10 protein-coding genes are annotated in these 14,791 nt (G+C 50.2%); 8 read left to right on the top strand and 2 right to left on the bottom strand.

The window, feature by feature from the left end; all coding sequences use genetic code 11:
- Positions 1-177: 177 nt before the first annotated feature.
- The 7 genes from BUC22_RS07595 to BUC22_RS07625 all read left to right on the top strand — a co-directional run bounded on the left by BUC22_RS07595 (position 178) and on the right by BUC22_RS07625 (position 10,252).
- Positions 178-1,119: a sugar-binding transcriptional regulator gene (locus BUC22_RS07595; protein WP_013378865.1), complete on the top strand. Its 942-nt coding sequence runs from the start codon at positions 178-180 to the stop codon at positions 1,117-1,119.
- Between the two features lie 107 nt (positions 1,120-1,226).
- The gene (locus BUC22_RS07600) at positions 1,227-2,759 is read left to right on the top strand and encodes an FGGY-family carbohydrate kinase (protein WP_013378866.1); all 1,533 of its coding nucleotides are present in this window, start codon (positions 1,227-1,229) and stop codon (positions 2,757-2,759) included.
- A 22-nt stretch (positions 2,760-2,781) separates the two neighbouring features.
- A complete protein-coding gene (locus BUC22_RS07605) occupies positions 2,782-3,816 on the top strand; it encodes a 2-hydroxyacid dehydrogenase (RefSeq protein ID WP_013378867.1) in 1,035 nt (344 codons plus the stop codon).
- A 54-nt stretch (positions 3,817-3,870) separates the two neighbouring features.
- Positions 3,871-4,533: an L-fuculose-phosphate aldolase gene (locus BUC22_RS07610; RefSeq protein WP_013378868.1), complete on the top strand. Its 663-nt coding sequence runs from the start codon at positions 3,871-3,873 to the stop codon at positions 4,531-4,533.
- A gap of 113 nt (positions 4,534-4,646) precedes the next feature.
- Positions 4,647-5,300 (top strand): class II aldolase/adducin family protein, encoded by a 654-nt coding sequence (locus BUC22_RS07615; RefSeq protein ID WP_013378869.1) that lies wholly within the window; start codon positions 4,647-4,649, stop codon positions 5,298-5,300.
- 172 nt (positions 5,301-5,472) lie between these two features.
- Entirely contained in the window at positions 5,473-6,135 is a 663-nt protein-coding gene (locus tag BUC22_RS07620) for a class II aldolase/adducin family protein (RefSeq protein ID WP_013378870.1), read from the top strand.
- Between the two features lie 133 nt (positions 6,136-6,268).
- Positions 6,269-10,252 (top strand): collagen binding domain-containing protein, encoded by a 3,984-nt coding sequence (locus BUC22_RS07625; RefSeq protein ID WP_041689808.1) that lies wholly within the window; start codon positions 6,269-6,271, stop codon positions 10,250-10,252.
- Positions 10,253-10,353: 101 nt separating this feature from the next.
- Here BUC22_RS07625 and BUC22_RS07630 read toward each other — a convergent pair whose 3' ends face one another.
- Positions 10,354-11,043 (bottom strand): CatB-related O-acetyltransferase, encoded by a 690-nt coding sequence (locus BUC22_RS07630; protein WP_013378872.1) that lies wholly within the window; start codon positions 11,041-11,043, stop codon positions 10,354-10,356.
- A gap of 260 nt (positions 11,044-11,303) precedes the next feature.
- Between BUC22_RS07630 and BUC22_RS07635 the strand changes: the two genes are divergently transcribed.
- The gene (locus BUC22_RS07635; RefSeq protein WP_013378873.1) at positions 11,304-12,494 is read left to right on the top strand and encodes an MSCRAMM family protein; all 1,191 of its coding nucleotides are present in this window, start codon (positions 11,304-11,306) and stop codon (positions 12,492-12,494) included.
- A 100-nt stretch (positions 12,495-12,594) separates the two neighbouring features.
- Here the strand turns inward: BUC22_RS07635 and BUC22_RS07640 are convergent, their stop codons facing one another.
- Positions 12,595-14,493 carry an ABC-F family ATP-binding cassette domain-containing protein gene (locus BUC22_RS07640; protein ID WP_013378874.1) on the bottom strand — a complete coding sequence of 633 codons (1,899 nt, stop codon included), beginning with the start codon at positions 14,491-14,493 and terminating at the stop codon, positions 12,595-12,597.
- Positions 14,494-14,791: the final 298 nt, after the last annotated feature.

Raw genomic sequence — 14,791 nt, forward strand, 5'->3', positions numbered from 1 at the left:
TATTATCTTAAATAATTTAATGAGAAAATGTAATATTACTTGACAAATGTAAGAAAACGGTGTAAATTATAGTCAAGAAATACATTTGTAAAATAAAAATACAAATGTAACGCAATTGAAAAATAGGTAGACATATGTAATAATGAAAAAAATATGGACACTTATTTGGAGGTTGCCATGGAAGATAAAAATCTGTATATCAAGATCGCGCACTGGTACTATACCTTGGGTATGACGCAGGATGAGATCGCGAAGCGGCTGTCTTTTACAAGACAGCGTGTGAACCGGATCATCAGCTCTCTGAGGGATATGGGTATTGTTACCATAAAGGTTAACGGCTACGCCCAGGGAAATGTGGCATATGAAGGGGCGATCGAGGAGCATTTTGGTTTAAAAAGAGTAATCATTGCGGAATCGTATGATGGTGAGAGCAACTACATGCCGTCGCTTGCAAACACGGCCTCCCAGTATCTGGAGGATTACCTTCAGCCTGGTATGAGCATCGGGGTATCCTGGGGGGAAACACTTGCAGCTACCATTTCGAATCTTTCTTTTAAAAGGCGGAGTGAGTGTACGGTGGTGCAGATGGTCGGAGCGCAGAACATTGACATGGATATGTTAAAGTCGGATGAAATCGCCCGGTCGCTGGCAGATAAGCTGGACAGTGTGTGTTATATACTCTACGCGCCAGTTGTTGTCGATCACGCGGAGACAAAGAGAATGCTGATGGAAGAGCGGACCATTCAAAAGTCCTATGAGCTCATGAGGCGCTGTGATGTGGCGCTTTTTGGGATCGGGCAGGTGAGCCGTGAATCTACCATGTGTAAGCGTGGTCTGCTGAAGGTCGAGGATATTGACCGGCTGAGGCAGGACGGCTTTATCGGGGATGTCTGTGTGAACCCCGTAACCATTGATGGCCGCTGGCAGGATTGTTTTATCCGTGACCGCGTTATCAGCGCGAACATGGAGATTCTGAAAAACATTCCGAATGTTGTGGCTATTGCCGGCGGGGAGGATAAAACGGAAGCCATTATCGGCTGTCTGGCCTCCGGGGTCATCGATACGCTTATCACCACTGATATGACAGCAGAACGCATTGTGAGAACTCTTGGTTTATAGGACTGGTTTGAACCACCTTGTGGTTTAAATAGATAGGGCAGCGGCTGCATTGTGACAGCAAGGGGGACGCCGTTGTCTGAAAAAACTATGATTCTCGGAGGGAAAACATGAAGTATATTATCGGCATTGATGCGGGGACATCAAATGTAAAGGCAGTTTTGTTTGATGTGGATGGCAATGAAATTTTAGTCGAAGTTTTAGAAAATGAGCCCATTTATATCGGCGATACAGACGTGGAGCAGAACATGAACATTTTGTGGGAAAAGGTTGCCCTTTGTATCAAGATGATCATGGAAAACGGACCGGCAAAGGCAGACGATATTCTGGGCATTGGCGTCACTGGCCAGGGCGAGGGCATCTGGCTTATGGATGAAAACGGCGAACCTGTACAGGATGCGATTCTGTGGTGTGACGGTCGCGCCGCCGATGAAGTCGCCAAGGTGACAGAGGATGATCCAAAGCTCGGTGAAATGATTTTCAAAACAACCGGGACGCCGCCGCTCACAGGAACACAGTTGATGCTGCTGAAGTGGATGAAAAACAACCGCAAGGAAGTACTGGACAAAGCGAAAACCATGTTCTTCTGTAAGGACTGGGTGCGCTATAAACTGACCGGTACCATCAATGGCGATATGAGTGACACAGGAACTTCTTTAATGGACGCAGAAAAGGGCGAAGTAGCAGTGGATCTGTTAAAAGCACTGGATTTAGGCGAATATGTGGACCTTATCGCTCCGGTGGTTATCTCCAACAAAATTGTCGGGAATGTACTTGACCGAGTTGCAAAGGATCTCGGCCTTAACCCGGGAACACCTGTCGTGGCAGGCGCCATTGACGTTGTCGCCGCTGCGGTGGGTATCGGAGCCGTAGAAGACAAGGATATCTGCGTTATTTTAGGCACTACCTGCGCCAATGAAATCTTCATGAAAAAGGAAGACTGCGAATTTGGCAAGGAGGGAACACGTCTTGAAAAGCATGCGGTGGGGGATCTGTTTGTCAATCTGATGCCAACCATGAACGGAACACCGAACATCGACTGGGTACTCAACGAAATTGCCCTGACTAAGGATTTTTCTAAGGTCGATATCATGATCAAGGATGTTCCGGCCGGCAGTGGCGGCGTGATTTACCATCCTTACATCAGTGCAGCGGGGGAACGCGCTCCATTTTACCATCCGCATGCCAAGGCGAATTTCTTTGGTATCAGTGCGAACACCAAGCGTGCAGACTTAGTTCATGCGGTTTACGAAGGCATTACCCTTTCCATTAAAGACTGCCTGCAGGGCGCGGATAGAAACAGCAAAATTTTTATTGCCGGCGGCGGAGCCAAGAGCTCGATCTGGGCGCAGATGATCTCAGACGTTACCGGTATGGAGGTTGTTGTGTCTGCCGGAAATGAATTCGGTGCCAAAGGAGTTGCCATGATGGTGGGTCTTGCGGTGGGCGAATATGAGAGCTATACCGACGCGGCCCGCAGAACCTGCAAATCTGAACGCATTTACCGTCCGAGACCAGATCAGAACGCGATTTACGAAGACATCTACACACTGTATAAAGGCATCCGTATCGCCTGCGAGAGCCTATGGACAGCCCGTGCAGATGTGATGAAAACTATCAGTAAACGTACCCGAGAAAACTAGAGACAGAAAGAAGGATAACACAATGAAAATTTTTTTTACTGCAGAATATGATGAAGAACAGTTAAAGCCATTATACGAAATGGGTGAAGTGGTAAAAGATGGCTGGGCCATTGGCCTGCCCAAAATGCAGGAGGAGGAGCTCATGGAAAAATCCGCAGACGCGGACATCATCATTACAAGCTACGACGATATTACCCGGGCAGTCATTGAAAATGCCCCAAACCTCAAGCTCATCGCCTGTACCCGCGCCACTCCGGTTAACGTTGATATGGCCGCAGCAAAAGAACGTGGTATTCCTGTTATCTATACACCGGGACGTAATTCCGACACTACTGCTGAGATGACCGTAGGACTCATGCTCTCCATCGCCAGAAAGATCCCGATGGCCTACAAGGCTTTAAAGGAAGGAAAATTTACCGCTGATCCTAACGCACAGAAGGTAACCAAGGAAGGTCTGAAGGTCGATATGGTCTGGGATATGGAACCCGGCTCACCTTATATGGTGTTTAAGGGGACTCAGCTTCATGGTAAGACGCTGGGGATCGTAGGTTATGGCAGCATTGGCCGCCGCGTGGGCAAAATTGCCCGTGCCTTTGGCATGGAACTGTTGATTTATGACCCGTTCCTATGTCCCATCGACTTAGAGGAAGTTGGCGTTAAAAAAGCAGAAAAACTGGAAGACCTGATGAAAAACGCGGATTTCATCACCTGTCATATGAAGATCACCCCGGAAACTACGGGCATTATCAGCCGTGAAATGATTGCTCTTATGAAACCAACCGCCTATTTTATCAACAGCTCGAGAGGTGCGATCCTTGACGAGGAAGCCCTGATCGACGCGCTCCGCGAAAAACGGATCGCTGGCGCTGCCTTTGACGTCTACGCTAAAGAGCCCATTGCCAGCAACCATCCATATATCACTGAACTTGACAATGTCGTCATCACACCGCATATTGCCGGAGCCACTGACGATGTCCTTGTGAACCATACCAAACAGATCGTCGCTGACGTAAAACGCTTCGCAGAAGGCCGCAGAATGCTGTACGAATACCGTTAAAGCCAAGTAGATAAACCTGAATAAAAAATATATAGAATAAAGAGGAGATTAAAGATGTTACTGCAAAAAGAAAGAGAAGACGTTGTAAAATACTGCCAGATGCTGATCACCCACGGTTTAACCAAGGGAACCGGCGGAAACATCAGCATTTTAAACCGGGAAGAGGGCTTGTTTGCCATCAGCCCAAGTGGTATCGACTATTTTGAAACCGAGCCAGAGGATATTGTTGTCATGAATCTGAAAGGTGAGATTGTGGATGGGGATCGTAAACCCTCCAGCGAACATGAACTTCACCGCATTTTCTATACCGACCGCGACGACATCGCCGCTGTCGTACACACACACTCTGTTTACAGCACCGTTCTGGCAACTCTGAGAGAAGGCCTGCCGGCTTCCAGCTATCTGGTCGCATTTTCTGGTTACGATGTCCGCTGCGCCGAATACGCCTCTTACGGATCAATGGAATTGGCTAAAAACACCTTTGAAGCGATGAAAGAACGCAACGCCGCTTTTATGGCAAACCATGGCCTTATCGCCGGGGGCAGTGATATTCTCAATGCCTTTAACATTGTGGAACAGATCGAACAATGTGCAGAAGTTTATGTTAAAGCCAGAGCCATCGGCACACCCGTACTTTTAGACCACGACGAAATGACCCGCATGATTGACAGTTTCAACAACTCTTACGGTCAGCGTAAAGCAAAAAAGGACTTATAAGAATTACCCTGTGACTATTTTCTTAAATGAGTAAACCCCATCAAAACCCGGAGGCAGTGATTCGGCCTCCGGGTTTTCCCATTTTGGAAGCTGAGAAAGAAAGGAAGAATGACATGAAGTATACGGAAGAAAGGCAAGCCATCATCGACGCCTGCCTGTGGCTTCAGGACACGGGTATGGTCATTGGTACCTGGGGAAATGTGAGCGTGCGCCTGGACGAAGAAACGATTATGGTAACTCCGAGCCGGATAGAATATGCGGACTTGACGCCTGCAGATATGGTGATCGTGGATATGGCGGGGAACAAGGTAGAGGGCGAACACAAACCTACCTCCGAGATGCATGTGCACCGGCTCATTTACGCGGCCCGACCCGATGTGGGAGCAGTGGTTCACTGCCACCCGGTTTACGCCTCAGCCATGTGTGCGGCCGAACACGGCATTCCGGTTATCTTTGAGGAAATGAGCCAGATGATCGGGGGGGAGATCCCCATCACGGCCGAGTATGTGAATGCTGGACAGCATGTACGTCTGGGAGAGGTAACCGCCGAGGCACTGGGCGATAAAAATGCCGTCCTGATCCGCAATCACGCCCCGGTCTGCGTGGGCCGTGATCTTAAGGAAGCCCTGACTTGTTCACAGGTGACCGAGAAAGCTGCCAAGTGCTATCTGGCGCTCAGAGGCGGTGTGGAGATCACCACCATCCCGGAGGCTATGGTCAAGGCCGAGCGCCATAGGTTCCTTTACAGCTATGGTCATGAGCAGTAAGCGACGGTACCGTCGGCCTTAAGAATCTAAAAAGCTCAGTTGATAGATTCTCCCTAAAAGAGTATAATAGTATTTAAACAAACCTTCCCCGGAGATGCAGTCCTGTCTCCGGGTTTTCCTGAATCCGGAATGAAAAGGTTATCTTACTTTTAATGTGTGAAAGGAGAATTTGATGGAATACGCAAAAGAGAGAAAAGCCATTGTGGAAGCCTGCCGGTGGCTGGAGGCCAACGAGATGGTCATTGGCACTTGGGGCAATGTGAGCGCGCGCCTGGATGGGGGAAAGCTGCTGGTGACGCCGAGCCGGGTGGCTTTTACGGATATTTACCCTGAAGATCTGGTGGTTGTGGACACCGAGGGCTGTAAGGTTGAGGGCGTGTGGTATCCGAGCTCTGAGGTTCATATTCATCGTCTGATCTACGCCAGACGCGGGGATGTCAATGCCATTATCCAGTGCTATCCCACTTACGCCTCTGCCATGTGCGCCTCTCAGCAGGGAATTCCGCCGATTTTTGAAGAAATGAGTCAGCTCATCGGCGGCGGAATTCCGGTAACGCCTGAATACATTAACGCCGGACAGCACCGAAGACTGGCAGAGGCTGTCATCCAAACCATAGGCCAGAAGAACGCTATCCTGATTCGGAACCACGCCCCCATGTGCTTTGGCCGCGACATGACTGAGGCCCTCACCTGCTGTAAGGTAACCGAGAAAGCCGCAAAATCCTACCTGGCCCTCAAAGGTGGCGTCGATGTGGCCGTCATCCCCGACGAAATGGTCGATGCTGAGCGCGAACGCTACCTGAACCGGTACGGGCATGAGGGATGTGAGGAATAGGATTAAAGCCCTTCGGGGCTTTTTTTTGTGTTTTCAATCAGGAAAGTTTAAAAGTTTTCGCTGTCATTTAATTATTATCTTGCCCGTTGGGTATAAAAAAGCAAAAGTATCTGAATTAAGAAAGGAAAAAACAATGAAGAAAATCGTGAGTGCAGTCATATCACTGTTGATGATTTTACAGTTTTCACTGCCGCAGGCAGCATTTGCTCAGGAAAATGGCAGTGTGGTAAACGAGACAGTAGCACCGGCTGCGGTGGATCAGACAGTGGAGAAGAACGCTGAGCCAGAGCAGCCTGAACAGGCAGCAGCCACCGAGGGGCAGCTCAAGAAGGTCACAGAACCCGCTGCCATACTGCCCGAAGCTTCAGAGAAGGTTTTAGTTCAACCCGCGGCAGAAAACCAGCCCAAAGCTGGTGGCCGGGACATTAAAGAAATTTTTCAGTCGCTGGGATATAGCGAGGCAGACAGCACCATTTTGACAGGAATGACCGTGACCTATCAGGATGTGGCTGGAAAACCCGTAGCAGAGCCTACCATTGACGACACAGTTCGGTTTGATATCACCTTTGCGCTTCCAGAGGATGTTCGGGCCCAGATGCAGGCCGGTGATTACTACCAGTTTGAACTGCCGGACAATATCAAAATCGCCAATAATACCAGTATTCCCCTCATCGACGCGGCGGGAAACCAGTATGCTACCGCACTGGTGGGCAAAGACGGCACGGTCACAATCACCTTTACCGATGAAGTGACAAAAAACAGTGACATCAGCGGAAACCTCAATTTCTCGGGTGGATTTGACAAAGACGGCATGACCGGCCCAGGCAATACGGTTATCAAGATCCCCAATGAGGAAAAGCTGCCGCCTGCAGAGGTGGTGGTCAGGCCAAGTGCAGGAAGCGCCATTGAAAAAAACGGCTATTTTGACCGGAATATGAATCCCGAAAAAGTCATCTGGAATGTAGACATCAACAAAAGTCTGGACACAGTTGCGGGTGCGGCCGTCACCGATACCCTGCCTGCTGGACTCACCCTGGAAAGCGTAACGGTTTATCAGATTGAGGTTGACTTTGACGGCAATGTTGTTGAGGGAAGCCAGAAACCTGTGGATCCGTCCGAGTATACCGTTGCGGCTGACGGCACAGTCACTTTTAAAAACACTATCCACGCTGCCTACCGTATTGAGTACACAACCCGCATCGATCCGGAAAAGAAGCCTGCGGACGGCGGTACCATTATCTTTAAGAATGAGGCAGCTCTGAGCGGGGACAACATTTCAGAGATTACTGCGAGCGCCACGGTGGATGCCGAGTACGGCAAAATTCTGGAAAAAAGCCGGGAAAACTACGACGCCCAGACTCAGACCTTTAGCTGGGAGATTAAGTACAACTACAGCGAGGGCAAAATCCCGCAAAAACAGGCTGTGGTGACTGATAAAATCGGCAGCGGCATGGACTATGTAGATGGCAGTCTTGTGCTTAAAGAAGTGTATTTTAATACTGATGGCAGTGTAAAGATTGTCCGCACCCTTGAAGAAGGCGTGGATTACCAGCTCGATAAAACTGCTGATGGCTTTAAAATTCAATTCTTAGGGGATGTGGACTACGCGGTCCAGATGACTTATCAAACCAAGGTTTCCGGAATATTAGATGAAAATCAGAAATATAAAAATGAGGTAGAGATTGGTACTGGACAGACGGACAGCGCAAGTGGCAGCGCTAAACAACAGGGCGTCATCAAAAAATTTGTATCCGCCGATCAGGAAAACAGGCGGATTAACTGGTCTATTAGCGTTAATAAGAACAACTATACCATGAAAGACTGGTCCCTCACAGACACCCTGAGCCCAGGCCTTTTTCTGGACGAATCGTCTCTGGTGATTAAAAATCAGGATGGAAAAACCCTGGAACGAAACAAGGATTATACCTTGAACTATGAGCAGAGCAGCAACAATTTTGATATTGTGCTGATAGGGGATTATAATCCCACAAGTGACAGCTTTAAGATTACCTACACCACAGACTATGATACTGGCGCAACGATTTTCCCGGACGGCAACGTCTATTTTAAGAACGACGCTGTCTCCAGCTGGACAGATACCCAGGGCGGAAAACACAGCAGTAAGGATGAGGCGGACTACCGGCCAAATGACGACGCATCCTACAATGGTTTTAAAAATGGCAGCTACAACGCGGTCAATAAAACCATCACCTGGACGGTAGGCGTCAATTACAACGATCTCCTGCTTGGGCGGCCCACGGCTATCGAGGACCCCATCACTGGCAATCAGGTATATGTCTCAGGTTCCGTTAAAATCTATCACTATACCCTGAGCAGCAAGGGTGAGCCGGTAAAGGGAGATGAAATTGCCCCTGAAGAGTATGATCAGTTTCGGATTCAGGAGCCGAATGGCCAGGAAAACATCCTGAAGATACTGTTTCCAGAAAGTGCGGAGGGCCGTTATCTCATTGAGTTTCAGACCACCCTGGATGGTCAGGTTATCCATGACAGCGCGACCTATAAAAACACCGCAACCTTTACCAATGGACGTGAGGTCCATCTGCTGGAAGGCGAGGTGTCTATCACTAACGGCGGTAAGCTGGCCGCCAAATCCGGTATTCAGGACGATGACGGCTATGTGAAATGGCAGATCACCGTGAACCCCAGCCAGTCTGCGCTCACCGATGTTCAGGTCATTGACCGCCCCTCGGACAACCAGATCATTGACCTCAGCTCCCTGAGGGTATACGGCGCTCAGGTAGATGAAGGGGGCGGCTTGACCCTGGATGAGAATATTGTTCTGGCTCTGGGTACCGATTATACCGTGGACTACGTCACAAACCCGGAAACAGGCCAGCAGGAGTTGACTGTGAACTTTCTGAAGGAAATTGACCGAGCCTTCTTTATCACTTACCGTACTAAGGTGCTGCTGGAGGAAGGCAGTGAGCAGAAGGTGAGCAATGAAGTGATTATAAAGGGCAATAATGAGGAAGAAGTCGAAGGCGGCGACAACCAGGAACTGGGCGTCATCGTCAATGATGGTGGCGGAACCGTTGTGGGTAAAAGAGGCAGTATTCTGCTGGAAAAGGACAGCGCCACCACGCATAATCCCCTGGCCGGAGCCGTGTTCCAGCTTTATGACAGCAACGGCGTGAGCCTGGGTGCCCCGGTGACCACCGGGAGCGACGGTCAGGTGCTTTTTAAAGAACTGGTTTATGGCAATTATATTTTGAAGGAGCTGAAAGCCCCGGATGGCTATAACCTGGACAGCGCTCTGAAACAGGGTATCACCATTACTGTCAATGCAGAGAGCAGCCAGACAGGAAAGATACAGCATTTGCAGAATGATCCGGTCCAAGTTACCCTGGCCAAGGAGGACGAAAACGGAGATCCTCTTGCGGGTGCAGTTTTCACCCTTGAGATAAAACAGGGCGAGAACTGGAAACCCATACGGGAAGAAACTGAGCTGAAAACCGGCGAGGATGGGCATCTGACCGTGGAAGCATTGGAGGAAGGCACTTACCGCTTTACGGAAATCCAGGCTCCGGACGGCTATGTTCTGAACACTCAGCCCATAGAATTCACTCTGGTCAAAAATGCAGACGGCGTGATCCCAGCATTGACACTGGATCCGGTGGTCAATTATCAGGGAGGCCTCGAAATCACAAAAACCGATGCGAACGGTCGTCCACTTGCAGGCGCAGTTTTTAAGCTGACAAAAGACAACGTGACGGTGATAGAAGGGCTGACTACTGAAAAAGACGGTACCGCCAAAGCCAATGGGCTGGCCCCCGGCGTTTATGAACTGGTGGAAACCTCCGCTCCAGAAGGGTACACTCTTGACAGCACCCCAGTGCGTTTCGAGATTGAAGCGCGTGCGGCAGGAGCGCCTGCACCAGTAGCGATATACTTGGTCAACCAAAAGGAAAAACCGACGGAAGTCACTGTGAAAGTGCCGCCAGATGCGCAAAGTCCTGGACAGACGCCTGGTAAGGCAGTGGAAAAAAGTCCGGGAACTGGCCTGCAAGGACCCGGAGGCATCGGCACATCCCTGCTGCTGTTGGTCGCTGCCGGTATTATCCTTTGGAGGAGGACCAAACCAAAAGAAAAACGTTAGCGGCATTTTTGGTCAGAGAGACCGATAAGGTTACAAAAAAGCATTAAGGACTGCCTCAGTGATGAAAAGATCACTGCGGGCAGTCCTTTTTACGTTCAGTCTTATTTCCCGAGGCGTTCAATGACCTTGCGGGCTGTATCGCCCAGCCATTTTGCTTCAAGAGCAGCGTCGATATGTCCATTGATGAGCTCGGGCAGGAAATCGCGGATCTCCGCGTCGGGGAGATCCCACCATTTTAAGGCCATAAGCTTCGCGATGGTGTCATCGTCAAAACGCTTGCGGATAAAGCGTGCCGGGTCCCCGCCGACCACCGTGTAGGGCGGAACGTCTTTTGTCACCACGCTGCGGGTGCCAATGATGGCGCCGTCGCCGATGTGTACGCCGGGCATGATCACACTCTCATATCCAAACCACACGTCATTGCCGACAATGGTCGGGCCCTTGAGGGTAGAAACCTTGCCGCCAAAGCTTTCAGGCAGATCCCAGTGGTCGTTTGCGATGGGAAAGGGATAATTGGCCATGGAGGCAAAATTGTGGTTGGCGATGGGACAGAGGAAGGTGGTCCCCATGGCCAGCGAACAGTATTTTCCAATGATGATGGTATCTCTGTGAAACTGTGGATAATGGTACAGAATGTTGTTCTTGACAAAATCCCGGGGGTCGTTTCGCTCATCGTGGTAGTAGGTGTGTTCCCCAACCTGGATATCCGGATCGTCGATGACATTTTTCAGATAGACCACAGAAGTGTTATCATCGGTTAAATAAATTCGTTGATCATTGTCCTTACGCATTTTTTTGCTCCTGTAAATTCAAAATATATTACGATACCATTATATCAAAAACTCAAAGCTTTGGACAGGATCTGCCCGATTTTTCCTGACAGAGAGCAAGAAATGACAACGCCCTTTTCCTAAATCGCAGGAAAAAAGAAAAAGCATGGTGCTCTTAAGATGTGGGAAAAGCCTTTTTATGGGTAAGTAATACATAGGATATTTTAATGTATTACATAAATTTAGAAGCTTTACGCATTGTAGGATAGAAAGGAAACAGCATGAAAAAAATAACGGGCACTTTGACAGTCCTTCTCATGGTTTTATTATTCTCATTTTCACCCGTTTGGGCGGCCCAGGGGGCAGATACAAAACCAGCGCCTACTGCGCCTGCGAAGACCGATACCACCGCGCAGGTGGACAAACCGCACCCTGCCGATAAAGACAGCGGCGAAGCCGCAGACAAAGCGGAAACAGACAGTGCGGCATCCGCGGAAAAGGCTGCGGTTCTGAAATCCGGAAATTACTATACTTTTAAGCTGCCGGAAAGCGTTGTCGTCACCGAGGAACTGGCCCTGCCCCTGACAGATAAGGATGGCAAGCTTTATGGCACCGCTTATGTGGGTACCGACGGCGTGGTGATTATCTCTCTGACCGAGGAAGCTGCCGGCGATGCCGCCGTGGCGGACCGGCTGGAGGCAGCGGGCGCTGAGCCGGCTGTTGTCCAGACCCTTGGAACCCAGACAGGCCCCCAGGGCAGTGTTGTTTTCCGAAAACAGGATGAAAACAGCAATGGCCTGGAGGGCGCGCGGTTCGAGCTGTTAAAAACCGATGAAAACAACCGGATCGTAGCTGCGGTTACTTCCGGCGCAGACGGCAGTGTGCGCTGTGACGGCCTCGCACCTGGAACCTACCGGGTGGTTGAGACACAGGCTCCAAACGGTTTTCTGCGAAACCTTGAGATTCTGGACTTCACGGTCTCGGATTCAGCCCAGACCCAGCACGTCGTGGTGGATGCGGGTATCCATACAAGCTATCAGGGGCGTCTCTCCATCCTGAAAATGGACGAAGAGCGGACCCCACTTCCCGGAGCCCGCTTTAAAATTCTGGACGCCAACGGCTATACTCTCCAGAAGGATCTCGTCACTGATTCGGACGGCCGGATCTGGGTCAGCAATCTGGCGCCCGGGCGCTATCAGGTTATGGAGACAGAAGCGCCCTCGGGCTATCATCTGGACGCCACCCCGGTGAGCTTTGAGGTGGCCTCTGAGGCAGAGGGTGAGCCCGCAGCCATGGAGGTCAAAGCCATCAATGTCCGGCGTTCCTCTAAGCTCAGGTATTCCGCGGGCACGGCGTCTCCCAACGCAGATACAGGGGTGGACAGTATGGACTTCCTTGGCCTTGGGTTTGTTGTTGTTGCGGCGGTCATTGGTGCGGGGGTGATGGTTTACCAGAAAACCAAGCGCAAATAAATCGAAAAAACCCGCCGGCATGGGATGGTGCCGGCGGGTTTTTTATGAGTGAAATTCACGTTTTCTTCCTATTTATATTAAGGGCTAATTTAACCTTTAATCAGATTTGGTTTTTCTTTGACTGACGGACAATGTCTTCGAGGTATTCTTTGCGCTCCATCTTTTCGAGCAATGTATCTTCAAGTGCGTCTTTTTCCTCGGTCAGTGCCTGAAGGCGGGTGTAGTCGGTGGCGATGCCGGCCATCTCGGTATCGATGGCCTCAAGGCGGGCCTCCATCTGCGCCATGTCCGCGTCGATGCGGTCGTACTCCTGCTGTTCGCGGTAGCTCAGCTTCACGGCCTTTTGCCGTGGCTTCTCGCTTTTTTGTTCACTGGGTTTATTGGTAGCAGCGTCCTGATCCCGGCCTGCGTGCTTTTGCATGTAGTCGGTGAAATTACCGGTCTGAACCAGAATCTCACCGCCGCCGGTAAAGGAGAAGATAGTATCGCACACCCGGTCCAGGAAGTAGCGGTCATGGGAGACGGTGAGCACACTGCCCTGAAAATCGTCAAGGTAGTTTTCCAGGATTTTGAGGGTATCGATATCCAGGTCGTTGGTGGGCTCGTCAAGCAGCAGCACATTGGGCGCAGACATGAGGATACGGAGCAGGTAAAGACGTCTGCGCTCACCGCCGGACAACTCGGAGATCCGCACCCACTGCGCGTACCGGTCAAAGAGGAACAGCTCCATCATCTGAGCCGCGGTGATGACCTCACCCCGGGCGTTCTCAACGGTTTCGGCACCCTCGCGGATGTATTCAATCGCCCGCAGGTTTAAATCCATATCTTCGGATTCCTGAGAAAAATAGCCGATTTTGACTGTATCGCCGATGACGATGGCCCCATTGTCTGGACGGATTTTCCCAGCAATCAGATTCAGCAGCGTGGATTTTCCCCGGCCGTTTTTTCCGATGATGCCAATGCGCTCATCGGGCCCCAAAATATAGATGAAGTCTTTGACTACGCACTGGTTTTTAAAGGATTTGGACACATGGTCCAGATCCACCACTTTTTTGCCCAGACGGGTAAATCCTACGTTGATCTCAAGAATGTCCTCGCTCAGGTCAGAGGCACTGTTCTTAATGTCCTCAAAACGCTGGATCCGGGCCTTTTGCTTGGTTGTCCGGGCACGGGCGCCCCGTCTTATCCACGCCAGCTCACGCCGGTACAGATTCTGGCGCTTCTGCTCCATGACGCTCTCGAACGCCCTGCGGGCGGCCTTTTTCTCGACGAACTCGGAGTAATTGCCTGTGTACTCGTATAGAGCCCCGCCGTCCAGCTCGATGGTTTTGTTCACGACCCGATCCAGGAAATAGCGGTCGTGGGTGACCATCAGGAGAGCGCCCTTGCGGTTTTCCAAATATTTTTCGAGCCAGGTAATGGTCTCATTGTCCAGGTGGTTGGTGGGCTCGTCTAGGATCAGGAGGTCGCAGGGAGTCAGAAGCACAGAGGCCATGGCCACACGCTTGCGCTGACCGCCGGACAGGGTGCCGATGGTTTTGTCGAAATCTCGGATGCCCAGCTGGGTTAGGATGGTTTCAACCTGGGATTTCAGGTTCCACAGACCGCCTGCGTCAATGGTATCGGTCAGGGCCAGCAGGTGTCTCTGGAGCTTTTCGTCCTCGGGATAACGCATCAGAAGATCCAGTGTGTGTTCATAGTCGCGCAGGGTGTTCATCTCCGGGGTATCGGCCCGAAAGACCTGGGCCAGGACGGTGATGTTTGGGTCGAGCTCGGGGGTCTGGGCCAGGTACTCGATGCGTTTGCTGCCGTAGACGCGGACTTCTCCCGCGTCGGGGGTATCCTGCCCGGCCACAATGCGCAGCAGTGAGGATTTCCCGGTGCCGTTAACACCGATGACGCCGATTTTGTCGCTGTCCTCAATACTGAAGTTGATTTTTTCAAAAAGGGTTTTGACACCGTAGGTTTTTTTAAGGTTGATGACGGATAATAGGTTCATGATTTTATTTTCTTTCTTTTAGCTTTTAGCGGTTTGCTTAAGGGTTATTTTAACACAGATTGTGCCAAGAAAAAAGAAATCTAAAAATAAGGCTAATTTAAAGCTTTATTGAGTAGTATAAATATATAATAAAACACCACTTATGGATGATTAAAGTGATTGTAGGTGGTCAATATACCTGTATATACATATTTCACAAAAAAAGACCGTTTAATAACAGAATTTTCCTGTAATCTATTGCAAATTCGCCAAATATGTGGTAATATTGTTATATATTTAACAGATACTCCTTTTGTTC

This window comes from Eubacterium callanderi, from assembly GCF_900142645.1.
Classification (GTDB): Bacteria; Bacillota; Clostridia; order Eubacteriales; family Eubacteriaceae; genus Eubacterium; species Eubacterium callanderi.